This window comes from Proteocatella sp. QWL-06, assembly GCF_058684135.1.
In genome coordinates this window covers 309,515-334,491 of sequence record NZ_CM178755.1, presented here as the reverse complement: position 1 = coordinate 334,491, position 24,977 = coordinate 309,515, and the positions used below count along the sequence as shown (strand labels likewise).

The window sequence follows — 24,977 nt, the reverse complement described above, 5'->3', positions numbered from 1 at the left end:
AGCTGACCCTGCTTCGGATCAGCTTCTAAGAAATAGATTTTAAAGCCTAATTATTTTCTAGCTTTCAGCCACTGGGTTATTAAAGGTGCCACCATGGCTTTTGATTTTGAACTGACATACATACCGATATGCCCTGTTGGAATTTCGTGGGTCTCAAAATCCTTTGTTCCAACATATTTTTCGAAATTTTTGCTTGATTCTGGTGATACAATATGATCGTTTTTGGCATAGATATTCAATACGGGCATGGTTATATTCTGAAGGTTTACCCTTTTCTCCCCGATCTGCAGCTCGCCTTTTACAAGTTTGTTATCTCTATAGAGGTCTTTGACAAATTGTCTTAGGGCTTGTCCTGTTTGGGAAGGACTATCAAAAATCCATTTTTCCATCCTTAGGAAGTTCTTAAGGGCTTCTGGATCGTCCATATCGTCTACCAAGTTGAGATATTTGTTCACATTTAGGGCCAAGGGCTTGAGGGTAACAAAAGCATTGTTCATAAAGTCCCCAGGTACCAGCCCGTGGTGGGCATCTACGATTTTGTCAATGTCCAGATATTTACCCCAGGCAAACAAAAGGGCATCGTTCGGCGCAAAATCAATAGGCGCTACCATGGTAATAAGGTTTTTTATTTTTTCTGGATGCAGGGCTGAATAAATGGCGGAGAAGGTTCCACCTTGACAAACGCCCAACAAGTTAATTTTGTCTGATTTGGATTTTTCTCTCACAAAATCAACCACATTGTCTATATATCCTTCTATATAGTCTTCCATGGTGATGTATTTGTCATCGATGGTCGGATAGCCCCAGTCTATAATATAAACATCTACTCCCTCTTTTAAGAGGTTTTGAATAAAACTGTTGTTTTCCTCAAGATCCATCATAGTTTCCCGGTTTACAAGGGCATAGACAATCAAAAGGGGTGTTTTTTGAAGATTTTTTGTAACCGGTTTAAATCTAAACACGGAAAGCTTGTCTTCTTCATAAACCAACTCTTTTTCAGAGACACCCGCTTCTAGGCCTTCAATATTTAGCATATTGTCAAATCCACTCAGAATCTTTTTTTGAAAACCAACGGCCTCTTCAAAATTTTTCTTTATATCAAAATCCATCTTATTCAAATTGAACCTCCCATTCACTACTACCTAAAAAATACCATTCAAACTTATTTCTTTTCTTCAGGTTTGCTCTTTTTCAATTCGTCAACTTCTTTTTTAAGGCTTTTTATTTCCTTTTTCATTTCATAAACCTTTTTAATCATGCTATCTAGCTGGCCTTTGGTGACGATAGGTGTATCTGCAAGATAATACTCCATCAATTGGTTAAACTCTGCCTTAACGTCCATGGCTGCTGCCCCAAATTGACTGAGAAGTTGGGAAAATTCTTGACTTCCGAAGTATTCGATTAACTTGCCATCCATTTTTTTGGACCAGAAGTTAAAAAATTCTTCAAAGGTTTTAATTTCAAGGCCTTCTTTTGTCAACTGTCCATATTCGTCGATAATCGCTTGGAAGGCATTTTTTTGAACCGCATTTAGTTTTGTTGAAAACTCCGATGCCACAATAAACATATCAATCATCTTGTCGAAAGCCTTATTTTGTTGCTCCATGATATTTTTGTTGACACCAAAGGAGTCGGAGCTCAAGATTTTTCCAAAGGTTTCATTGTATTTTGTTTTCCAAAGCTTGAAAAAGTCTGAAATTTGTTCAATATCATTGTTTAGGGTGCCTCTTACAAAGAGGTCTCTTAGCTGGTCTAATTCATCCTTCCAAGGGGTGTAAAATCCAGAGATGGTGTTAAAATACTGGTCTACTAATCCCTTTGGTTCGGAAAGGTAGGGCTTAAACTCATTGGGAAGAGCTGAAAGCAGCATATCATAAGCCATACTAGAGTTTTTGGTGATTAGGTCTTGAAATTTTGTAAGATCAACTTCCGCAGAATCTTTCATGCCACTACTTAACTCATTCCAAAATTCATACATTTGCAGATAAAACTTATTGGCCTCAAACATTTTTGACATCACTTCGCTCATACTAGGATCAAAAAGCTTTGCAATGTCATAGTCCGCATACATATCTTTGTATTGATTAAAAGCCTCGTTAAAGCTATTAAAATTGTAGTCAGAAAAATTATACATCCCTAATCCCTTGGGATATATGTTTTCAAATTTTTGCATATTATCAAAAAACATCTTTTGCATATCTATAAAACTCTTGTAGGCATCGAGGTTAAACCCTTTTGTATCTCCCATTTTTTGGTACATGGAAAATGGATTTGAATCCCCAGTCCAGCCTTCAAGCCATTTTTTTTGCATATCCATAAATTGATTTCCCATATTTTCAGAAGAACCTTCTTTTTGTGTTTCAAAAAATGGCTTGTAGGTATCTTGAAAACTTTCAAACATTTTTTGTTGGGCACCAAAAAAATCTTTCATATAATCCATAAATCTTCTCCTTTTCCTATGGCTTTTTTACAACAGCCTGTCCTTTAATTACAACATTTTCATCATTTCCTGCACTTACGACTGTGTCCAAAATTATAATGTGTTTTTCGTCTTTTTTTTCAATGACAGTTACGGTAGCTGTGCAGGTGTCACCTATATAGACCGGTTTCATGAACTTTAGGTCCTGGCCCAAATAAATAGTGCCGTGTCCTGGCAGGTCATTTCCTATTACCGCTGAAATAAGTGAAGCAACTAGCATTCCGTGAACAATATTATCTTTAAAAATACTGGACTTCCCATATTCTTGGTCCAGGTGAATCGGGTTGATATCCAAAGATAGCTTGGCAAATTCCTCCACATCCTCTTTGGTGATGGTCTTTGTGATAAAGGCCGAGTCTCCCAATTTAATTTCTTCATAAGTCATACAATTCCCCCTTTAAATTGATGAACAAGATATTGATTATAAAATAACAAACTGAAGTAATTAGCTGACAACCTCCTTTATATATTATACCCCAAATTTATCAAAATAGTTAGTTATTTAAAAATATAAGAGTGATTTATTGGAGTCAAATATTTTTAAATTTGAAAATAACCTTGTTCTGGTATACAATTGATAGCAAGACTTATTTGTAAGATTACTTGCAAATCGGCTTGTAAATTGGCTTGTAAGCTTACTTCCTAAATTCCACGTGTGTTTTTTATTAGCTTCAAAAATCACTATTTCACGAAGAATTTAGACTGCTTCTCACACATTGTAACATTATTTACAACCACCTTTCAATCATTTTTGATAAATCATTGATTTCATCTTTGCTGCAATGATACTTAATAAACTCTGCAAGTTATCCACAGAGCAACACTCAATTTTATTGATGATATTCTTATTATACCAGACATTTTTCATACACTCCCTTGTACGGATAGTTTTCCGACAACTTCATGATTACATATCTTGCGGTTTTGATTATTTTTGCTGCAAGAAATACATACTTCAAACGAAAGGTCTTTATTTGCTGTCTGTATTCTGAAGAGTCCAAGGAATCAAACTTGAACAACAAAAATAGGTTATATGAAAGCATCATCATTTGAAACACGGCTTCATTCGCCCAAAATGACTTTAGCAAGAGATGACCCACCGCCATGTCGTATTTGGCTTCTTTGATATAGTTTTCAGCATTACCACGCTTTTCATAGTATATAACTACTTTTTCAGAAAGCAAGGTAGTATTTGTTACAAAGAAAAAGTAGTCGTATTCGGAACCTTCTAAAAGTGATAATTGTGCTCTTTCTTTTTCTGGTTTCAGTACGCGAGATACGACAAATCTTCTGTCTTTTTCCCATTTAACTAATTTTGTATACAGTTCTGTAGTTTCTCTACCTTCTTCTCCTTTAACGAATACAATTGATGAATTCGTTGCTTGTGAGGTGAGTGTAGAATAACTTTTGGCTTTAATTAAATATTTGCATCCAAGAGATTCTATCGTTTCGATAATTTTTTCATCAAAGTAGCCACTATCCATTCGAAATAAAATTTCTAAATCGTCTGATTTGATGTTAGCAACAATTTCTTTGATCATTTCCGCAGCACCGTTTGCAGTGTAAGTATTGCCACTTCTTACAAATCCGGTAACATATGCTTTTAATTCGTCGCAAAATGCAAATTGGATATTGTAGCATCGGTTTCCCAGTTTCTTAGGATTATATCCTTTTGACGCACCTTCTTGATGACCTTCTACGTTAATTACACTACTATCAATATCAATCGTAATGGATGTCAATTTACTTTTAGTGAGCAGTTTTTTAAAGACTTTAAAATTAATGTCTCTAAACATTTGGGTTGTCTTGAAGTTGAAGTTTCCTAGAAACCGTGACACTGTTTCAGGTTCTTTTACGGAAATATCAAACTCGTTGACGAGGGGATCATTTTGAAGTAGCTTTAGACGTTCTAACTTATCAATGCCAATGAAGTGACCGCAGAGCATGGTCTTTATATGATTCATCTTGATTTTATTTGTTGAGTCATTATCAAATACGAGGTCATTTTCAATAAAATCAAAAATCCCATTGCTTTTTGCATTCTCAAGGAGCAGAAAAAGACCTGCATTTGATGTTAGATTCTTAGCTTTGAAATCAATTTTATTAATCATAATTAGAACCCCTTTTTACTACTTTTCTTACTATTATTTTACCATATATCGAGTCATAAAAGCTGATAATTTAACATATTTTTGAGCACTTTTCTTTCACCCAATGGGTGAAAGCTGAATTTCGAAGGAACGCATATTTATCAAGGCTTTGATTATGCTTTTTGAAGTACTGACGTAGAATCTAGGTATAACATATGCTAATTTTCTGTGATGCGCCTGAATTCTTCTGATGTGACGTTTCCGGGCCTTACATCCCGAAGCATTTTTTTAAGTGTATGATAAGCTTTTTTCATCGTCGCTATATCTGTAGAAGGATTATTCATCCTGTAGCATGGAAAATACCTCGATATATGAAGCGTGATATCCGGATTCACGCTTCTGATGAATTCTCCTATTTCTGTCAGGGTTTTTTCATCGCTGTTTCTTTCTCCAATTATTAGAGTGCTCACCTCTACATGAACCCCCATCTCATCTGCCAGCCTTATGCTGTCCATTACCTCTCTCATTTTGCCGGAGCATATGCTCCTGTAGAACTCATCTCCCCCCTTGAGATCTATATTCATGGCGTCTATATAAGGAAGGAGTTTTTTTAGTGGCTCCGGATTTATATATCCATTTGTGACGATCACGATCTTTTTTTTCAGGCATTTCGCTTTTTATAAGCTGCGCCGTATCAAGTACATATTCATACCATACGGTCGGCTCATTATATGTGAATGCAAGCCCTATGCTTTCCCTGTGCTGCCTTACTTTCTCGAGCATGTCCTGCGGAGTCATGAACAGAGTCTCAGGGTCCTCATGCGCGATATGATAGTTCTGGCAGAACAGGCATTTCATGTTGCATCCATATGAACCTGCGGAAAGTATAAGCGTTCCCGGGCAGAATCTGCCGAGGGGTTTTTTCTCAACAGGATCGACTGCAAGCGAGGATACCTCTGCGTAATTGAAAGTATACAGCCTGAGCATGCCCTCTTCATCTCTGAGCGCGCCTCTCACTCTGCACATCCCCCGGTTTCCTTCCTTTATATTGCATTCGTGGGGGCAGAGATGGCACAGCGCATGATCATCAAAAGCTTCATAAAACATGGCTTCTTTTTTCACTTTATCTCCTCCTCATATCTCACTACCTCAAAGCGCTCGATCTCATAGTCTGCATCTTCGGGTATGACCGCCTTCCTGAGCGCTATGGCAAGCTGCTGGCCTGAAGTGTCGACTCCTTCAAGCTCAGGAAGGAGAAGTCCCTTTCTTGATCCCCGGCTTACTATGACCCCATATCTTTTTGGATCGAGCTCCTCCCTTGAGCATCTTTGAGGACTCCCAAGCACATCAACCGATATATCGCACTCCCTCAGCTCTTCCATGTCCATAGGCATGAATCTCGGATCCTCTACTGCCGCCGAGATAGCATTCTGCACTATCTCCTCTGCCAGGCTGCCTGTGGTTGGCATTATCGTTCCTATACAGCCTCTGAGATTTCCATCGATCTTTATTGATACGAAGACTCCACCTCTCTTTGATAAAAGTTCAGGCCAGTCGCTTTCTTTTACAGGCATCGGCACATGATTCCTGAAAAAATAATCAAGACTTGTCCTTGCAAGCCTCGTATGAGGGTTCCCCGCTCTCATCCTCCTGTCATGGCGGCTGCCTGCTTCTGTCATACGGTCCTGCATATCGGCTCCGTAGCTGAGATGAAACTCAGCCACTGCATAGCCTACCCCGAACGGCCCCTCATAGCTCAGAAGCTCTCCCTCTGCTTCTTTTCCATCCAGCGCTCCTGCCAGCATGTAGAGACTCCTGAGCCCGCACTCTCCGGCCTCTCTTGTCTCCTTTTCATCCATATAGAAAATATCTTCAATATCCCCAGAAGATATTATTTCGGTAATCCTCTTGTCAAACTTCGGACCGAAGGGACTGTAATGATAAGGCCCATCATCTGTAAGATGATGAGATAGGTCTCCTGAGGCTATCATGACTGCGGATCGGCCTGTTTCTTTTACGCTTTTCTCTATTGCCATCCCAAAGCGGTAGAGCTCACGCGGTGTAAGAAATCCGTATGCCAGGCATACTATCCTGAATTTCATATCTCCGGTAAAATAAAGCGGCACCATGACCCCATAATCGAGCTGCGCCCGGTCTTCGTACTGATTTCCTGCTCCGCTTCCAATCCTGACTGCCACAAGTCCGTCTTTTTCGGCGTTTTCTATTATCAAGTCTGCAAGCTCTGTATCCGTTTCAAGGCTCATGCTTATTCCGGGAGCCCCAAACCTTCCTAAATCGCCGCTGATCTCCTCCTGAGTATATACAGCTACCGCATCACGGAACACCATCCCATGAGGGGTTATTATTATGACAGTGTCAGGAGCTGTTTCGCGTATTCTCCTTCCAATCTCTGTGCAGGCCTTTATAGTGGATTCGATCTTCTTCTCCTCGCCTCTTCCTATCTGCGGAATTATTAGAGGCGGATGGGGCATCAGATAATAACCTTTCATTCTCTTACCTCCTGAAATTTATATCCTGAAATTCACCTGGCTTATTTATACCCAAAGATAAGTATGAGATTACGAGGTCTGCATGAATATTAAAATACTCCCTTGCTGCTCTCAGAGAGCTAAGGGAGTATTTTAATATGGCTCTATATCATAAGCCCCATGTATACAAGATTGGAAAATCTTCCGTTTATGCATATTTCATTTTTCAGTATTCCTTCTGCTTCAAACCCTAATTTTTCATAAAGCGCAATGGCTCCCTTGTTCTCCTGCGAGGTTACGAGAGATATCTTTCTGGTTATTCCATTAAGCCTGCACCACATTATGAGCTCATCCATCATTGCCCTTCCTATACCAGTATTGCAGTGCTTTTCAGCCACTACTATCCCCAGTGTGCCTACATGTCTTCCCTTTATCTTCTGATTGGACGAAATAGTTCCGATGCCAACTATCTCATCATCCGCAACCGCCAGTATCATGGTGCTGTTATTCGAGGAATTTGCCTCATCTATCATTTTCTCCTGCTGCTCCGGCGTAACCCTGTATTCTCCTCCGCAGAAGGAAAGATATTCTGTCTCCGCCCCTACCATATTGTAAAAATCAACAACCGACTTGGCATCTTCACGGGTGGGGTATCTGAGAATTATTTCCTGTCCTTTTTTAGTAGTTATAGTTTTCATTTATTCTCTCTCTTCCTCTTTTCATATATATAAGTTCCAGTTATATTATATTGCCAGTATCAGTTTTTTTCAATGATCAATATCTTCCTGCCATTGTAGGAAGTACCACGATGTCGGTCCGCTCTCCCGGTATCTTTATATCCTGTATGAGAGATGCATATGTCACGGATTTTTTTCCATATCTTTTTCTGAGGCTGTGCATTGCTCTCTCGGCCCGCTCCAGCTTTTCATGCTTTTCGTGGTTTGAGAAAAGGTCCTGCTGATAAGGCGTCTCTTCATCCATGAGATTTATCGCCGATATTGCAAGTGCTCTCACCGGTGCATCCCAGCTGTACTTTTTAGAAAAAAGCTCCGAAGCAGCCCTCGTTATCTCAGATGAGCACTGAGAAGGAATCTTCAGGATGCACTGATACTGCCTGCAGGCCATGGTAGAATCCCTGACTGATATCATGACCCCTGAAGCCTTCAGCTGATTGTCCCTGAGGCGCCTTGATACATCCTGGCACAGCTCCAGGAAAACAAGCTTTACCTCCTCATCATTTACAAGATCCATGATGCAGGTTATTCCGTGTCCGATGCTCTTTACAGGGGCTCTGTATCCTGCAGGCATTACATCTGATTCGTCGCGTCCGTTTGCATGATTCCATATCTGTATCCCGTTTTTTCCAAGTATCTGCATCATCAGGCGCGGATCTGCCCCGGCAAGATCGCCTATGGTGTTTATTCCATAGCGACTGAGCTTTTCAGCGGTTGATCTTCCTACTCCAAGAAGCTCTGATGCGCTGAGTTTCCAGAGCTTGCGCCTGAAATCAGTCCTTCCTATGAAGCTTACTGCATCCGGCTTTTTAAGGTCGCTTCCCAGCTTTGCAAATATCTTGTTGAAGCTGACCCCTATTGACACTGTTATTCCGAGCTCATTCTTTATTCTCTCTCTTATCTCCTCCGCTATCTTCTCTCCGCTTCCAAGAAGGCTGATGCTCCCAGTGCAGTCAAGCCAGCATTCATCGAGCCCGAACGGCTCAACCCTGTCTGTGTACTGATAATATATGCTGCGGGCAAGCCTGGAGTACTTGAGATATTCCTCATAATGCGGTTCTACTGTTATAAGGTCAGGGCACTTGAGCTTTGCCTGCCAGAGTGTCTCGCCTGTCTTTATCCCGAATTTCTTTGCTTCTTCAGATTTTGCAAGTACTATACCTCTTCGTTCCTCAGCAGATCCGCATACTGCAAGAGGCTTTCCTCTCCACTGCGGATTGGATATAAGCTCAATGGAAGCATAGCAGTTGTTCATGTCACAATGTAATATCGTCCTTTCAGGCATCAGTCTTCCTCCTTGACAAAAAGTGCAATATGTAATATCATAAGTGTAATCAAAATGCCCTTTGAATCATTATAGGCATTTTAAATGCACCTGTCAAGGGTTAATTACATATTATGTGCATTTTAATTGCACTTAAATATACTGAAAAAGAAGGAGACGATTATGAAATTTTGTGACAAGCTCAGAGAGCTCAGAAAAAAATCCAGCTATACACAGTCAGAAATGGCAGAAATGGCCGGAGTATCGCTGAGGACATACAAGAATTATGAGCTCGGGGACAGCTATCCAAGAAAGCGCGAGGTATATTTTTCGCTTTCCAGGATTCTCGGAGTCGATATAAATTACCTCCTGACAGAGGATGAAGACTTTGTGACTTCAGCAGGAGAGCAGTACGGATACAGCGGTCAGAAGCAGGCCGAGAAGATCATAAATGATGTGGCGGGGCTTTTTGCAGGAGGAAGGCTGTCAGACAATGACAAAGATGCTGTAATGCAGGCTCTCCAGCAGATATACTGGGATTCAAAAAAAGAGAACCGCAAATATTCCCGAATCAGCGACACCGGGGGTGAGACAGATGGCTCGCCTGAATAACATAAGAAGCCTCGCCGAATCTCTCGTAAGGAAATATGATACGCGAGATCCTGTAAAGCTTGCCGGGATGCTGGGAATACACATATACTACCTCGATGACCTGAGAGAGCTCCTCGGAATGTACACCATCATAAACAGGAGAAGATGCATACTCATAAACTCAAGGCTCAGCAGCCGCCTCATGAGTCTCGTGCTTGCGCATGAGATAGGGCATGACAGGCTTCACCAGAAGCTCTGCAGCGAATCTTCATTTCGTGAGTTTCAGGTACTTGACGTGACCTCAAGGCCGGAGTATGAGGCAAATGTATTTGCAGCCCACTTGCTTATCGATGAACGCGAGCTTGAATCCATGCTCAGAGAAGGCCTCGATGTACTGCAGATTTCATGTGCTATGGATATCAACATTAATCTTCTCCTCATAAAGCTGAATGAGATGAGAAGATGCGGAGCTGACTACGACATGAGCTTTGTCCCGACTGGAGATTTTCTTAAGAAAGTGAGCCTTCATGACGGCTGCGACCACGTATAGAGTTTGTTAATTGTTAGATTTTATGGCAATATGTCCCGATATGTGATAATCTATACTATGGAAAGTCAGTATTTAAATAAACAAACGAAACGAGGAAACAGAAAATGAAGGCTTATGAAAGATTTTTAAATTATGTTACAGTACATACTTCAAGTAACAGCCAGAGTGAAACTGTCCCTACAAGCAGAATACAGTTTGATCTCGCAAATGTCCTTGCAGATGAGCTCAGATCGCTTGGAGTCAAAGATGCACGTGTAGACGACAAATGCTATGTCTACGCATCTATTGAGGCGACTCCCGGATATGAGGATAAACCTGCCATAGGATTTATCGCGCATATCGATACCACGCCTGACTTCTGCGGTGAGAACGTAAATCCTGTGATAATAGAAAATTACAGCGGAGAGGACATCGTGCTCGGCGAAAGCTCAAGGGTGCTATCCCCTGATGAATTTCCACACCTTCCTGCTCTCAAGGGCCGTACACTTATAGTAACTGATGGAAGCACGCTTCTGGGTGCAGACAACAAAGCTGGTATAGCCGAGATAATGACTCTTGCTGAGAACCTTATCAAAAATGAGATCCCTCACGGAAGGATATGCATAGGCTTTACGCCTGACGAGGAAGTTGGCTCAGGAGCTGACCACCTTGACATACAGGCCTTTGGAGCTGATTTCGCGTATACCGTGGACGGCGGTCCTGAAGGCGAGATATCATATGAAAATTTCAATGCAGCCAGCGCATCATTTGACATAAATGGCTTCAATGTACATCCCGGAGAAGCTAAGGATACCATGATAAATGCTTCGCTGGTAGCAACAGAGATAAATTCCATGCTTCCTACTGGAGAGACTCCACGAGATACGACGAACTATGAAGGATTCTTTCATATGACATCCATAAACGGTAGCGTTGAGCACGCAAGGCTTGATTATATAATAAGAGACCATGACCTTGCAGTGCTCGAGGCCAGAAAAGCCACTCTCAGGCTCATAGAAAAGCTCATGAACGAGAAATACGGAGAGGGCACGGTTTCACTTACTCTCAAGGACCAGTACAGGAACATGGTCGAAAAGATAAAGCCCTGCTTCCATATAATAGAAAACGCTTCAGCTGCTGTAGAAAAAGCAGGCATAGAGCCTATGATAATCCCCGTAAGAGGAGGAACTGACGGCGCCAACCTGAGCTTCAAGGGTCTGCCTTGTCCAAACCTGGGCACAGGCGGATATGCCTTCCACGGGCCTTATGAGCACATAACCGTTGAGGGAATGGACAAGACAGTAGAAATACTTGAAAACATAGTAGCTATATATGCGGATATGCCGAAGTAGCACAGATTCTTCTTATCCTGAGTAAAGTTAAACGAAGGGGCTGTCGGAGAATGAAGTTTTTTGACCCCTAAACTTTAATAATTAAAAATCCTAGATTATTCAACATCTACAAAAACGTATAACACAGAATAATTTAGGATTTTTTTTGTTTAATTCAATATTTATTGTATGACAAAAAAAGCCACTTGATAGTTTCTCATGACTTATAAAAATCCGATAGGATTAAGCTATTTTTGCTTCATAGGTCTTAATTATTTCTTTTGAGAAGCGATAATACTTATTTAAATTTCTGCCTATAGCATACAAAAAGAACTCTTTATGTACTTTTTCAGATGTCCGGTGATTAAATCTTCTAAAATTATCATTTTCTTTGATGTCTCCGAAATGACCTTCGGTCTGAATGGAACGTATCTGACGATACAAGATACCTTTTTCACTTTGTACATTGTTATTGGACTCTGTCTTTAAGGTTTCCCAAAGCAGATTTATCTTCATAACTTTGTTTTTGTGGATATCTTTTTCTTCGTTGTATTTATACAAACAGTGTGGCTTAAACTCGCAACCGCTGCAATCTTTGCAAGCGTAGACTTCGAAATTACTTCTGTAACCATTATGGTTTCTGTATTCAGAGAGTTCATATTGAAGTTTTCGTCCATCTTTGCATATGAACTGAACACCGTTTTCTGTAATTATTTTTTCCATATTATAAAACTTGCCGGGATCGTTCTTGTACGCCCTGGTTTTCATTTTTTCATGCATTTGAAGTTTTATGTATGAATCTATGTTATTGTTTTTAAAGTAAACTAAGTTAGCTTCACTGGAATAACCACTATCGGCCGTCACTTCCTGCGGAAAATTATTAAGATAAGCTTTATGTTTTTCAAGTACAGGAATAAGTGTATTGTAATCCGTTCGGTCATTGCTTATGTAAGTATGGATAATAAAGTAATTTTCAACTGCAATTTGAACGTTGTATGCTGGCTTTAACTGTCCGTTTTGCATATGATCATCTTTCATACGCATAAAGGTTGCTTCTATATCTGTTTTTGAATAGCTATTTCTATCAGTTCCCATAAGCTTGAAATATTCTTTATATTTCAATAGTCTCGTTGAAGCTTCTTCAATTGCCTCATAGAGTTTTTGCAGCTCGCTTTTTTTATTTCTCTTTCCATGAACAAAGAGAATTTTTTCTGCGTCAGCAATGCGACTTAAGTTTGCTTGAAGCTCAATTAATTTCAATGGACATATATTGCCGATTTCAATGATTGAGTTGTTTGAAATCTTTTCCAGATTTAATGATTTTCGCTTTCTATTTTTAGCAATAATATCCTTAACTTTATCAATTCCTTCCACAACAAACATGGTTTCTAAAGGTAAGTTATAGGATTTGTGATAATTTTGAGATTGCAGAAATTGATTATATCTTAGGTACAGCTTATCAATAGTATCCAGAAGACCTGCTAAATGATAATTTACAGTTCCTCTCCATACAAATGTATATCTATTTGCATTTGCTTCAATTTTAGTGCCGTCAATAAATAGGGTTTTTAAAGTAACGAGTCCCTTTTTTTCTAATATTCGTATGAACTGGTAATGAAGATCTTCGAGTATTTCCTTTGTTAATTTTTCATTTAAGAAAGCATAGAAAGTATCTCTTTGAGGCTTTTCGCCTTTTGTCAGCCAAATAAAGGCTATATCTCTTTCGCAAAGTTCTACAATGCGGTCAACAGCTCTAATTCCTCTCATATTTGCGTAAAGCAATACTGCAAATAACATAATAGGGTTATAGCCTTTTCTTCCCTTGTTTGAGTATCTAGCCAGCAAGCTAGAAAAATCGAAATCCTCCAATATATTTATTAGGGTATAGACTGGATCGTCAGCAGATAAACCTAAATTGTAAAAATTAAAATTAATAACCTGTTGTCCTTTTTCAAAAAATTGGTTATAATATTGTTTCATGAGTAGTTATATTTTATAATATAACGGAAAGAGATGGCAATATTATTTTGTCATCTTTTTTTTTGCATTAAAAAAAGCGAACTAGTCGCTTTTTTCTTTGGGGGTTATTTCCCGACAGCCCCTTCATTTATTTTATTATCTTATATTTTTTTTGCCTAATCCTGAGCGAGCCTTCTGTATTTCTCGTATTTCTCTGCAGCTTTTTTTGCTGCTGCTGCAAACAACTCTTTCGCCTGATCTGGGAAGGTCCTCTTGAGCGAAGCATATCTCACCTCTCCCATAAGGAATTCCTCAAAATCGGCTGTAGGCTCTTTGGAATCGAGGATGAATGGATTTTTCCCCTGCTCGGCAAGAAGTGGGTTGTATCTGTAGAGATGCCAGTATCCTGCCTCTACAGCTCTCTTTGATTCAAGCTGTGAGGTTCCCATTCCGTTCACGAGCCCATGGCTTATGCATGGCGCATATGCGATTATGATGGACGGTCCGTCATACTCCTCGGCTTCCTTTAGTGCCTTAATGAGCTGCGCCTGATTTGCGCCCATGGCTACCTGTGCAACATATACATATCCGTAAGCCATTGATATGAGGCCCAGATCTTTTTTCTGTATCTTCTTTCCTGAGGCTGCAAACTGAGCCACCGCTCCGAGAGGAGTCGCCTTTGATGACTGTCCTCCTGTGTTCGAATACACCTCCGTATCTACTATCAGTATGTTGACATCCTCACCTGACGCCAGCACGTGGTCCAGACCACCGTATCCTATATCATAAGCCCAGCCGTCTCCTCCATACATCCACATGGATTTCTTTACCATATGCTCTCTGTTTCTGAGAGCATAATCCTTAAGCTCGGCGGCTTTGCCTGAGAGCTCTGCTCTTATGAGCGCTTCTGTGAGCTTTCTGCTTATTTCCTTTGATTCTGTCTTCGAATCTATCTTTTCAAGCCATTCTGCGACTGCGGATCTGAGAGCTTCATCAGATGTGATGCTCATGAGCTCCTCAAGCTTCATTGCAAGCCTTTCTCTCTGCTGCCTTACTGAAAGGCACATGCCAAGGCTGAACTCTGCGTTGTTCTCAAAAAGCGAGTTTGACCATGCAGGGCCATGTCCATCCCTGTTCACCGTATAAGGCACGCAAGGAGCTGCCGCGCCCCAGGCCTGAGTACATCCTGTAGCGTTGGCAAGATACATCCTGTCTCCGAAAAGCTGTGTCATGAGCTTCATGTATGCGGTCTCTCCACAGCCTGCGCATGCTCCTGAGAACTCGAGCAGCGGCTGCTCGAACTGGCTTCCTTTTACGGAGAACTTGTCCACAGGATTTTTCTTGTGTGAAAGTGCAAGCGAGTAGTCCCAGTTCTTCATCTGATCCATCTGCGATTCAAGCGAGTCAAGCGTAAGCGCCTTCTGCTTTGCCGGGCATACCTGTACACAGGTTCCGCAGCCTGTGCAGTCAAGCACATCTACCTGTATCCTGTATGAATATTCTTCAAGGCCTTTTCCGACAGCCTGCTTTGTATCATAGCCTTCAGGGGCCGCTGACTTTTCTTCCTCTGTGAGAAGGAATGGTCTTATCGCAGCATGTGGACAGACATATGAGCACTGGTTGCACTGGATGCAGTTATCCACATTCCACACAGGTACATCTGTGGCAATCCCGCGTTTTTCATATTTTGAAGTTCCGAGCGGCACGGTGCCATCTTCCATTCCCCTGAATGCGCTTACCGGGATGTCATCTCCCTTCTGAGAATTCATCGGGATCATTATCTCCTCCACGAATCTTGGAAGCTTTTCTGTAGTTGAAAGAGATTTTTCTATTGCATTTGCCCAGCTGGAAGGAACTTCCACTCTTACAGCGCCTTCAACTCCTGCATCTACTGCGGCGTAGTTCATTTTGACTATATCATCGCCCTTGTTTCCATAAGTCTTGTAGATGGCTTTTTTCATGTAGTCTACCGCTTCTGAAACCGGTATTACGTCCGCAAGCTTGAAGAATGCTGCCTGAAGCACAGTATTTGTACGATTTCCAAGGCCAAGATCCTTTGCTATTCCTGTAGCATCTATCGTATACAGCTTTATGTTTTTTTCTGCAATCTGCCTCTTTACCTGAGCCGGAAGATTGTCCTCGAGCTCCTCGCCTTTCCAGGTGCAGTTGAGAAGAAACACTCCGCCGTCCTTTATGTCTGATACTATATCATACTTGTTTATATATGACTGATTGTGGCATGCCACAAAGTTCGCGGATTTTACATAGTAGCTCGATCTTATAGGATGCTTTCCAAAGCGAAGGTGTGATTTGGTTATCCCGCCTGACTTTTTGGTGTCATATTCAAAATATGCCTGTACGAACATGTCTGTATGGTCTCCGATTATCTTCACGGAGTTCTTGTTCGCTCCTACGGTTCCATCAGAGCCCAGTCCCCAGAACTTGCAGCTTACTGTCCCTTCAGATGAAAGGTCCAGCTCAGGACCTGTCTCAAGCGATCTGAATGTGACGTCATCGTTTATTCCCACTGTGAACTGATTTCTTGGTTCATTGCTGTTCATATTGTCAAACACCGCCACCATCTGAGCAGTAGTCACGTCTTTTGATGAAAGCCCGTATCTTCCTCCGAGTATCTGAGGCCTGTCGCTGCAGTCAATATATGCTGAGCAGACATCAAGATAAAGCGGATCTCCAGAAGCGCCAGGTTCCTTTGTCCTGTCAAGCACCGTAATCTGCCTTACAGTAGACGGCATCTCTCTGAGGAGATGTTTTATTGAGAAAGGTCTGTACAGATGTACCTGAAGATAGCCGGTCTTTCTTCCCTGGCTGTTCAGATAATCTACTGTTTCCTGAATTGCCCCGCTCACGGATCCCATGGCTACTATTACCTGAGTAGCATCCTCAGCTCCGTAGTAGTTGAAAAGCCTGTAGTTTCTTCCCGTTATTTTATTTATTTCATTCATGTAATCTTCAACTATCTGTGGAAGCCTGTCGTAGAATGGATTTGCAGCTTCTCTTGACTGGAAGAATGCGTCAGGGTTTATTACCGTGCTCCTCTGAACAGGTCTTTCCGGATTAAGTGAGCTCTTTCTGAAGGCCTCGAGGGCATCCTGGTCCACCAGTCTTTCAAGGTCTGCGTAATCCATGCATTCCACCTTCTGGATCTCATGAGAGGTCCTGAAGCCGTCAAAGAAGTGCATGAACGGCACTCTTCCCTTTATGGATGCCAGATGGGCCACTCCCGAAAGGTCCATGACTTCCTGAACGCTTCCTGTGGAGAGCATCCCAAATCCAGTCTGCCTGCATGACATTACATCGGAGTGATCTCCGAATATCGAAAACCCATGAGTCCCAACGGTCCTTGCCGACACATGCAGCACTCCGGGCTTGAGCTGTCCTGACATTCTGTACATGGTCGGTATCATAAGCAGAAGCCCCTGTGAGGCTGTATATGAAGTAGCGAGAGTTCCCGCCTCCAGCGCTCCGTGCATCGCACCTGCCGCTCCTGCTTCTGACTGCATCTCTACAAGCTTCACGCTCTGTCCGAACATATTTTTCTTTCCGTTTGCAGACCACACGTCAACATGCTCTGCCATCGGTGAGGATGGCGTTATCGGATAGATAGTCGCAACTTCTGTAAAAGCATATGATACATATGCAGCTGCTTCATTTCCATCCATTGTTTTCATGACTCTGTTCATTTTAATCTCCCTTCAGCAAAAGATTATTTCTTTAAATTTCCATTACCACGACTTCGTGCTTCTTCAAGATAAGTATACAGAGTATACTTTGAAACATTGAAAAATTCGCACAGCCTGACTCCCGCCTTGGATATCATGAATACCCCTCTGGAATCAAGAAATTCCAGTGCTCTTACTTTTTCGTCTCTGCTCATGAGAGCTCCCGGCTTTGAAAACCTGTTCTCACACTGAGTAAGATACATCTCGAGCAGCTCCTGCACGTCATTTGCAAACACGACCTCTGAAGCTGCATTGGGGTCATAGGACGTATGCGCGCTTATGGCATTCTGAGCAAGTATCATGTCCGTTATGTCCATGTTAAGACAAAGGGCCCCTGTTATCTTACCGCCTTCATCCCTTATCATCGTCGAACAGGATTTTATTATACGTCCATCTTTTGACGTATTAAAATAAATCGGTGAATCTTCCATCATGTTGTCATTAAATTTCTCAAACAGAAGATTTGTAGGACAGTCCTTTACCTTTCGGTTGGTTACATGCCCGTTTTCAATAAGTACCACAGTCTCATCATAGCCTCTGCTAAAATCATGGAATACTACCTCGCAGTTGCTTCCTAGAAATCCGGCCAGATTGGGGACGAGCCTGCTTATGAATTCTTCGAGGATCTTCATTTTATTCTCCCATATCGTTTACAGACCCCTTGATGAAAACCTTTTCAAACTTTTTGTAAGGAAATCATAAAATCTGTCTGATTAATTATAATTATAGTTATGCTTTGCTTTTCTGTCAAGCATTAAGAGATTAAAAAAGGACGCTTCATAATCAATGACCTCTTTGAGGCTGAATTATGAGACGTCCCTGTAAATCAGATTTAATCATGTCTGTGCTGCCTTGAATTGAGTTTTTTCTTTACCCTCTGAAGCGTGCTGCTTATCCCCTTGTCGCTTATGCCTGTCATCTCTGCCATTTCAGAGTAGCTGAATCCCTGCATGTAAAGATTCACTATCCTGGCTTCCTTCTCGGTAAGCTTTTCCTTTATCGTCCTTCTTATGTTTTCACTGTCTTCTTTTTCAATAAGGATATCCTCCGGCCCTTTTGATGAGGCTGGGCTCATGTATTCGAAAAAGCCTTCATCGCCTGAATCTGCTGCTGTGCTCAAGGAGATGTAATCATTCAGTGGAAGATGCTTCTGTCTGTTTGAAGATGTTACTGCAGTCATTATCTGCCTTGTGATGCACATCTGCGCAAATACGTGAAAATAAGTCCTCTTCTCTGAATTATAGTCTCTGATCGCCTTGTAAAGTCCAATCATGCCTTCCTGGATGAGATCCTCCCTGTCAGCGCCGCTCATGTGATATCTGCTCGCAGTCTTCTTTACAAGATTTTTATACTTTTTCATTATGAGCTCCTGCGCATCCTTGTCCCCTTTTTGCGCGCTTATGACTGTAAGGTCATCCTGATGGCTTGCAGCTTCTCTGCCGCTTTTTGTAATCTCTTCCACTCGCACCCCATCCTTTGAATTCAGTATATTACTTTCCTCGCCTCATGTCCTCAAGCTTGTCGATTATTTCCTGATTAAGTATAGTATCCAGAGTATTCTTGCTCACATGCCTTCTGCTTATCTTTTCTCTTATCTTCTTCTGGCTGTCTTTTACTTCAAGGTGAAGCTCTCTTGCTGACATTCGGCTCGCGCCTTTTCCCAGGATGAGATTCTGCTCGGCCATGTCATCAGTGGCGACTCTTATTATTGTGTTCCTCTTGTCTTCGAAATCATGTATGAATCTTTCGATAAAGCTGTCCGCCGTCTGGTTTTCCTTCGTGAATATGACAGTTATGTTCCGGTTTTTTTCTTCTCTTGGAAGCACCGTCTTCACCCTGTACGCATCATATATTATATAGCTTTGTATGCCCTTGTATGCTGCATACTCGGCTATCATGAAATTGAGCTTCTCTCTTGCGTTCTCCAGGCTTGTCTCTGCGGTTTCTGCAAGCTCGTCCCATGCATTTATGATATTGTATCCGTCTACGACAAGTACTTCTCTTATTTTCCTCTTCACATCTCTAACCTCTTTGCCTTACTGCTTCGAACATCAGTATAGATGCTGCGACTGAGGCATTGAGTGAGTTTATGTGGCCTTTCATGGGGATGCTGACAGTGAAATCGCTCTTTTCCTTCACGAGTCTTGATATTCCTTTTCCCTCATTGCCTATGACAAGCGCTATCTTTCCTTTGAGGTCAGTCTTTGTATAGTCCGCTCCGTCCATGTCCACGCTGTATATCCAGATTCCTGATTCCTTTAGCTTTTCTATCGTCTGAGCAAGATTCGTCACTCTTACTATCTTTATGTGGCTGGTTGCCCCAGCCGCAGTCTTTTCTACTGTAGCATTTACCTGACAGGCTCTTCTTTTGGGAATTATTATCGCATCGACTCCGCTTGCCTCTGCGCTCCTTATTATCGCTCCCAGGTTGTGGGGGTCCTCTATTTCATCAAGAATCAGAAAGAAACCTGCCTTTTCCCTGGTCTGCTCAAGTATTTCCTCAAGCTCGAAGTATCTGTATTCATTGGCTACGGCGATTATCCCCTGATGGTTCTTGCTCTCTGACATCTCGTCAAGCTTGTTTTTGTCGACAACCTTGATCATTATCTTCATGTCTTTTGCTTTTCCTATTATCTTGTTTATGGAACCCTCGTTTTCGCCTTTCTTGATGTATATATAGTCTATTTCCCTTCCATTTTTCAGGGCTTCGAGTACGGCATTTCTTCCTTCTATCTGCATCTTTTCTCTCCTGTGGATATCTAAAATTACAATCCCATCTTCTCTATTCTGCCTCTTGGTATCTCCGGATGCTTACAGCTCATCCTGCCTTCCTTGCATGTACCTGTGTAGCAGCTTGGCCCGCATTTTCTAAAAAGAACCGGTGCCGCTTTCCTGCACTCCTCGAGCATCTGATATGCCAGTTCTCTTATCTCCCACTGGGCTCTCTCGCAGCATCTGTGCTCAAAGAAATTGAAAAGGCTCCTCGCATTCATCGTTACTACTATCTTGGTCTCACAGGCATTCGGAAATACGTATCTCGCATCTTCGATTGCTTCTTTTTCGGTCCTTCCGTCGTTCATCAGCGCCTCGACCAGGGCATTGTAGTCTTCCTGCGCCCTGTCCATAGCCCTGATATAAAGCGCTTTCGCCTTCTCGTCAGCTTCTATCGAAGGCGGGATTATATATTCAAAGTCAGAAAGCCTTACATATCTCTGAGACTGCTGAGAATATGAAGCTATCCTGTGCCTTACTATCTGATGGGAGCATGCCCTTGATATTCCCTCTATCGCAAAGGTAAAGCTGGTGTGCTCCACCGGGCTTTCATGCCCGAGGCTTATGAGCATCCCGAGAAACTTTTCAACCTCCTCTGAGGTTATCTTCTCCGACATCTCTTCTACTCCAATCGGTGAATAGCATAGTTTTGCAGCCATCGAGACAACCTTGTCCGGGTCAGGCGTATGTGCTATAAGCTTTACTTTGAGTTTACTCATATTTATCTCCCTTATCTTAATTATTTTTTCAAATTCATCTGTTTTTTAAAAAAGCGTGAGCTGGTTGCTCTCCGGAAGCCCGCAGAGGCAGCCATGGCTTATCAGTATGTCTGTCACGGATTTGTTGGCCTTTGTCCTTGTCCTGAAATCCTCAAGTGAAATGAATTCTCTCTGCGCCTCAGCTTCGATGTTTCTGGCTACCGTCTCTCCCAGTCCCTGTATTGCACACAGCGGCGGAAGCAGCCTGCCTTCCTCTATCCTGAATTTCGCAGCGCTCGACCTGTAAAGGTCTACCTTGTCTATCTCCACGCCTCTTGAGAACATCTCATATGCTACCTCCAGGACTATCATCATGCCTTTTTCCTTTGTCGTGGCATTGTTTCCGAGTGACTCAAGCTCTTTTATCTTTTCGAGCACATGCTCTTTTCCTCTGCATATTATATCTGCATCAAAATCATCTATCTTCGTGGTGAAGAATGTAGCATAAAAAGCTTCCTTGTGATGGACCTTATAGTATGCAACCCTGAAGGACATCATGACATATGCTGCGGCATGGGCTTTCGGGAACATGTATTTTATCTTCTGACACGATTCGATGTACCACTGCGGAACGCTGTGCTCCTTCATGTCCTCTATATGCTCTTCAGTAAGTCCTTTTCCCTTCCTGACATTCTCCATTATCTTGAAGGAGGTCTTTGGCTTTACACCCTTGAGCATCAGATAGTTCATTATGTCATCCCTTGTGGATATTACTTCCTTGAGGGTGGTGACCTTGCTTCTTACAAGCTCCTGGGCATTGTTGAGCCATACGTCTGTTCCATGGGAAAGTCCTGAAATCCTCACAAGCTCTCCGAAGGTTGTAGGCTTTGTATCCATAAGCATCTGCCTTACGAATTTGGTACCGAACTCAGGTATCCCCAGAGAGCCTGTATCACATTTTATCTCGCTGAGATCACAGCCTATCGCATCTGTAGATGTGAATATGGACATGGTCTGCGGATCATCCAGCTTTATGTCAGTCGCTGTTACTCCTGTAAAATCCTCGAGCATCTTTATTATGGTCGGTACGTCGTGGCCCAGTATGTCAAGCTTGAGTATCCTTCCGCTTATTGAATGATAGTCAAAGTGAGTTGTCCTTACTCCGCTGGACGGGTCATTCGCAGGGTACTGTATAGGAGTGAAATCGTAGACATCCTTGTAGTCAGGTACTACCATTACTCCGCCCGGATGCTGGCCTGAGGTACGTTTTACCCCGGTGCAGCCCTCCCTGAGCCTGCTTATCTCCGCCCCGCTGGCCACAGAATCAGTCTCTTCGAGATATTTCATGACATATCCGTATGCGGTCTTTTCTGCGACGGTTCCTATAGTGCCTGCCCTGAATACATAATCCTCTCCAAAAAGCTCTTCTGTGTATTTGTGGGCGCAGGGCTGGTATTCTCCCGCAAAGTTGAGGTCTATGTCCGGCTCCTTGTCTCCCTCGAAACCGAGAAATACTTCAAACGGTATGTCATGCCCGTCTTTTATCAGCGGCTTTCCGCACTGCGGACACATCCTGTCCGGAAGGTCCACCCCAGAGGCATAGCTTCCGTCTGTTATGAAGTCGCTGTATCTGCAGCTTGCGCATACATAATGAGGGCAGAGCGGGTTTACCTCTGTGATGTCGCTCATCGTGGCTGCAAACGATGAGCCCACAGAGCCTCTTGATCCAACAAGGTATCCATCGGCTATGGATTTTGTAACAAGCTTCTGCGCTATGATGTACATAACGGCATAGCCGTTTCCTATGATGGAGTTGAGCTCTCTGTCCAGCCTTGACTGCACTATCTCCGGAAGCGGGTTTCCGTAGATCTTCTCGGCTTTTCTGTAGCACATCTCTCTGAGCTCTGTGTCTGAACCCTCTATGAAGGGCGCGAATGTTCCGTCAGGTATAGGCTTTATGTCTTCTATCATATCCGCTATCATGTTTGGATTTTTCACTACTACCTCGTATGCTGTATCTGCTCCGAGATAGCTGAATTCCTCAAGCATCTCATCTGTTGTCCTGAAGTAGAAGGCTCTGTCTTCTCCTTCTACTGAAAATTTCTGAGCTACCTTTAGTATATTTCTGTATATGCCGTCAGAAGGGTCTTTGTAATGCACATCTCCTGTGGCAACCACAGGCTTGCCGTTTCGCTTTGCATGTCTGTATATGGCTTTGTTTATCTCCCTGAGCTCATTTTCATCCTTCACTATCCCTTTTGAGATCATGAAGGAATTGTGCTCACAGGGCATTATCTCTATATAATCGTAGTATGAGATTATCCTGTCTATGTCTTTTTCAGGCAGGTTCTTCTGCACCGCCTGATATACTTCTCCTGCCTCACAGGCGCTCCCGAGTATGAGGCCTTCTCTGTGCCTGTTCAGGACGCTCTTGAGCGTCCTTGGATTTTTGTAGAAATTCTCTATGTGCGCGATTGATATTATCTTGTAGAGATTCTTGAGGCCCGTCATGTCCTTTACGAGTATGGTCATGTGATTTGGTCTCTTGCTCTTGTAATCCTTGTCCGTATAGAGCTCATTCACCTGTGAGAGCCTCTCTATACCCTTTTCTGCGAACATCTCGATGAATCTGAGGAATATGTTTGCAGTTGCCTCGGCGTCATCTACTGCTCTGTGATGATTATCGAGCTTTATGTCAAGATGCTTTGCTATAACATTGAGCTTGTGTCTCTTTAGCTCAGGAAGCAGGGCTCTGGAAATCGCCACCGTATCGAGCGCCTTCAGGCCGTAAGTCCTGTCCTGCCTTCTGCAGGCTTCTCTTATGAATCCCGTGTCGAAATCGCTGTTGTGAGCCACGAGCATGCTGCCTTCTGCGAACTCAAGAAAGTCAGGAAGGACCTGCTCTATCGTCCTGCTGTTTCTTACCATGTCATTTGTTATCCCTGTCAGCTCTGTTATTTTCGCAGGAATCGGCATCTGAGGATTGACAAGTTCACTGAAGCGCTCTGTTATCTCCCTGTTTTTAATCTTTACTGCCCCGATTTCCGTAATCTTGTCCGTGGAAGGCGAAAGCCCCGTGGTCTCTATATCAAACACGACAAATGTCTGGTCGAGCCCAAGGTCGTTATGCTCCTTGAGCACCATGGCCAGATCGTCTATGAGATATGCCTCCACTCCGTAGAGTATCTTTACCTCATGCTTCTTCCCGGCGCTCATGGCATCTGGAAATGCCTGTACGATCCCATGGTCAGTTATGGCTACAGCCTTGTGTCCGAATTCCTTTGCCTGCTTTACAAGATCCCCGACATTGGAAACCGCATCCATCATGGACATTGAGGTATGAAGATGCAGCTCGACTCGCTTTTCGTTTGAAAGATCTCTCCTCACAGGCCTGTCTGCCTTGTTTACGTCCTTTGCCATTACGATGAGCTCTCTCGCATAAGGGTCATACTGAGCGTCTCCCCTTACCCTTATATAATCTCCTTTTTTTACGATATCCTCCTCACTGTCAGTGAACAGCTTGCACTGTATGGAGTTTGTAAAATCCGTTACCGAGAATGTCTGTATCACCTTTCCCGAGTTGAGAACTCTTTTGTCGGTTGCAAAAACCTCTCCCTCAAACGCTATGTTTGGCGTGATGTCTCTTACCGTAGTCAGTTTTACCGTCTCAATGCTTATCTTCCTGCCGTATATGACATCTTCATCGCTTACCTGCTTTCTTGGGGCAGCAGTTTTTCTGACTTTTTCTGCCTTGCTGCTTATGACCGCTGCTTCCTTTTTCAGGATTTCAGAATTGCGGTTCATGAAATCAAGCGTATCTTCTGCCACGCTGACATCTTTTATGCTTACCCTTACATCCAGTCCAAGATCATAGGCCATTATATTCCTGAGCTCTGAATCAATCTTCCTGGTCTTTATGCTGTTGAGCACCATCTTATCCCTCACGTCGAGCGTAAGTTCAGTTTCAGGTTCATGTTCGCATCTTATCTCGATAAAGTCCTTTCCACACTTCACTGCAGGGCAAAAAGCCTCAAGCATATATTCTATGTTTGGAATATATGCCTGAAGCAGCTGCGCTTTATCCTTGTTTCCTCTGTATTTCACCTTTACGAGAGCCTTGTTTACGTCCGGGTTCTCTCTCACGAAGTTTTCCTCTATTGTCCTGATGTCCCTGTAGCTGACTATGTGCTTTGAATTTGCCGTAAATTCAAGCTTTTTTTCTTCTTTGTAGAGACATATTTTTTCCAGTGAAATGCTGTTTTTATGAAAGTACTCTTTAATTTTCTGCATGGCTTTTCTTT

18 protein-coding genes and 1 pseudogene are annotated in these 24,977 nt (G+C 42.5%); 3 read left to right on the top strand and 16 right to left on the bottom strand.

The genetic code is table 11. The features are described 5' to 3' along the window. Positions 1 to 50: 50 nt before the first annotated feature. From phaC to AC4PGZ_RS01515, 8 genes and pseudogenes are all read right to left on the bottom strand, one after another. The gene (phaC, locus tag AC4PGZ_RS01550; RefSeq protein WP_492160239.1) at positions 51 to 1,109 is read right to left on the bottom strand and encodes a class III poly(R)-hydroxyalkanoic acid synthase subunit PhaC; all 1,059 of its coding nucleotides are present in this window, start codon (positions 1,107 to 1,109) and stop codon (positions 51 to 53) included. A 53-nt stretch (positions 1,110 to 1,162) separates the two neighbouring features. Further along, positions 1,163 to 2,440: a poly(R)-hydroxyalkanoic acid synthase subunit PhaE gene (locus AC4PGZ_RS01545; RefSeq protein WP_492159334.1), complete on the bottom strand. Its 1,278-nt coding sequence runs from the start codon at positions 2,438 to 2,440 to the stop codon at positions 1,163 to 1,165. Between the two features lie 16 nt (positions 2,441 to 2,456). Continuing rightward, positions 2,457 to 2,864 carry a MaoC family dehydratase gene (locus AC4PGZ_RS01540; protein WP_492159333.1) on the bottom strand — a complete coding sequence of 136 codons (408 nt, stop codon included), beginning with the start codon at positions 2,862 to 2,864 and terminating at the stop codon, positions 2,457 to 2,459. 463 nt (positions 2,865 to 3,327) lie between these two features. Beyond that, positions 3,328 to 4,590 carry an IS1380-like element ISEcp1 family transposase gene (locus AC4PGZ_RS01535; protein ID WP_000608644.1) on the bottom strand — a complete coding sequence of 421 codons (1,263 nt, stop codon included), beginning with the start codon at positions 4,588 to 4,590 and terminating at the stop codon, positions 3,328 to 3,330. A 197-nt stretch (positions 4,591 to 4,787) separates the two neighbouring features. Further along, positions 4,788 to 5,427: pseudogene (locus tag AC4PGZ_RS01530) on the bottom strand (radical SAM protein). Between the two features lie 260 nt (positions 5,428 to 5,687). Then, the gene (gene amrA / locus AC4PGZ_RS01525) at positions 5,688 to 7,079 is read right to left on the bottom strand and encodes an AmmeMemoRadiSam system protein A (protein WP_492159332.1); all 1,392 of its coding nucleotides are present in this window, start codon (positions 7,077 to 7,079) and stop codon (positions 5,688 to 5,690) included. 143 nt (positions 7,080 to 7,222) lie between these two features. Then, positions 7,223 to 7,756: a GNAT family N-acetyltransferase gene (locus AC4PGZ_RS01520; RefSeq protein WP_492159331.1), complete on the bottom strand. Its 534-nt coding sequence runs from the start codon at positions 7,754 to 7,756 to the stop codon at positions 7,223 to 7,225. A 76-nt stretch (positions 7,757 to 7,832) separates the two neighbouring features. Beyond that, a complete protein-coding gene (locus tag AC4PGZ_RS01515; RefSeq protein ID WP_492159330.1) occupies positions 7,833 to 9,077 on the bottom strand; it encodes a DNA polymerase Y family protein in 1,245 nt (414 codons plus the stop codon). Between the two features lie 162 nt (positions 9,078 to 9,239). On the opposite strand from AC4PGZ_RS01515, the gene AC4PGZ_RS01510 reads away from it, so the two are divergent. The 3 genes from AC4PGZ_RS01510 to pepT all read left to right on the top strand — a co-directional run bounded on the left by AC4PGZ_RS01510 (position 9,240) and on the right by pepT (position 11,528). After that, entirely contained in the window at positions 9,240 to 9,668 is a 429-nt protein-coding gene (locus AC4PGZ_RS01510; RefSeq protein WP_492159329.1) for a helix-turn-helix domain-containing protein, read from the top strand. Continuing rightward, on the top strand, positions 9,652 to 10,197 hold the full coding sequence (locus AC4PGZ_RS01505) for an ImmA/IrrE family metallo-endopeptidase (RefSeq protein WP_492159328.1): 546 nt from the start codon (positions 9,652 to 9,654) through the stop codon (positions 10,195 to 10,197). Before AC4PGZ_RS01510 ends, AC4PGZ_RS01505 begins: the two co-directional genes overlap by 17 nt. 104 nt (positions 10,198 to 10,301) lie before the next feature. Next, complete coding sequence (gene pepT, locus AC4PGZ_RS01500) at positions 10,302 to 11,528, top strand: peptidase T (protein WP_492159327.1); 1,227 nt, start codon at positions 10,302 to 10,304, stop codon at positions 11,526 to 11,528. A gap of 222 nt (positions 11,529 to 11,750) precedes the next feature. Here pepT and AC4PGZ_RS01495 read toward each other — a convergent pair whose 3' ends face one another. From AC4PGZ_RS01495 to AC4PGZ_RS01460, 8 genes are all read right to left on the bottom strand, one after another. Next, positions 11,751 to 13,487, bottom strand: a complete 1,737-nt coding sequence (locus tag AC4PGZ_RS01495) for an IS1182 family transposase (RefSeq protein WP_492159326.1) — start codon at positions 13,485 to 13,487, stop codon at positions 11,751 to 11,753. A 155-nt stretch (positions 13,488 to 13,642) separates the two neighbouring features. Continuing rightward, positions 13,643 to 17,167, bottom strand: a complete 3,525-nt coding sequence (gene nifJ / locus AC4PGZ_RS01490; RefSeq protein ID WP_492159325.1) for a pyruvate:ferredoxin (flavodoxin) oxidoreductase — start codon at positions 17,165 to 17,167, stop codon at positions 13,643 to 13,645. Positions 17,168 to 17,190: 23 nt separating this feature from the next. After that, the gene (locus tag AC4PGZ_RS01485; RefSeq protein ID WP_492159324.1) at positions 17,191 to 17,838 is read right to left on the bottom strand and encodes a helix-turn-helix transcriptional regulator; all 648 of its coding nucleotides are present in this window, start codon (positions 17,836 to 17,838) and stop codon (positions 17,191 to 17,193) included. A 200-nt stretch (positions 17,839 to 18,038) separates the two neighbouring features. After that, the gene (locus tag AC4PGZ_RS01480) at positions 18,039 to 18,668 is read right to left on the bottom strand and encodes a sigma-70 family RNA polymerase sigma factor (protein WP_492159323.1); all 630 of its coding nucleotides are present in this window, start codon (positions 18,666 to 18,668) and stop codon (positions 18,039 to 18,041) included. A gap of 28 nt (positions 18,669 to 18,696) precedes the next feature. Continuing rightward, entirely contained in the window at positions 18,697 to 19,224 is a 528-nt protein-coding gene (locus AC4PGZ_RS01475; RefSeq protein ID WP_492159322.1) for an NYN domain-containing protein, read from the bottom strand. 4 nt (positions 19,225 to 19,228) lie between these two features. After that, the gene (rlmB, locus tag AC4PGZ_RS01470) at positions 19,229 to 19,945 is read right to left on the bottom strand and encodes a 23S rRNA (guanosine(2251)-2'-O)-methyltransferase RlmB (protein WP_492159321.1); all 717 of its coding nucleotides are present in this window, start codon (positions 19,943 to 19,945) and stop codon (positions 19,229 to 19,231) included. A 26-nt stretch (positions 19,946 to 19,971) separates the two neighbouring features. Further along, complete coding sequence (thyX, locus tag AC4PGZ_RS01465) at positions 19,972 to 20,697, bottom strand: FAD-dependent thymidylate synthase (RefSeq protein WP_492159320.1); 726 nt, start codon at positions 20,695 to 20,697, stop codon at positions 19,972 to 19,974. Positions 20,698 to 20,742: 45 nt separating this feature from the next. Beyond that, positions 20,743 to 24,966 carry a PolC-type DNA polymerase III gene (locus AC4PGZ_RS01460; protein WP_492159319.1) on the bottom strand — a complete coding sequence of 1,408 codons (4,224 nt, stop codon included), beginning with the start codon at positions 24,964 to 24,966 and terminating at the stop codon, positions 20,743 to 20,745. Between the last annotated feature and the right edge of the window lie 11 nt (positions 24,967 to 24,977).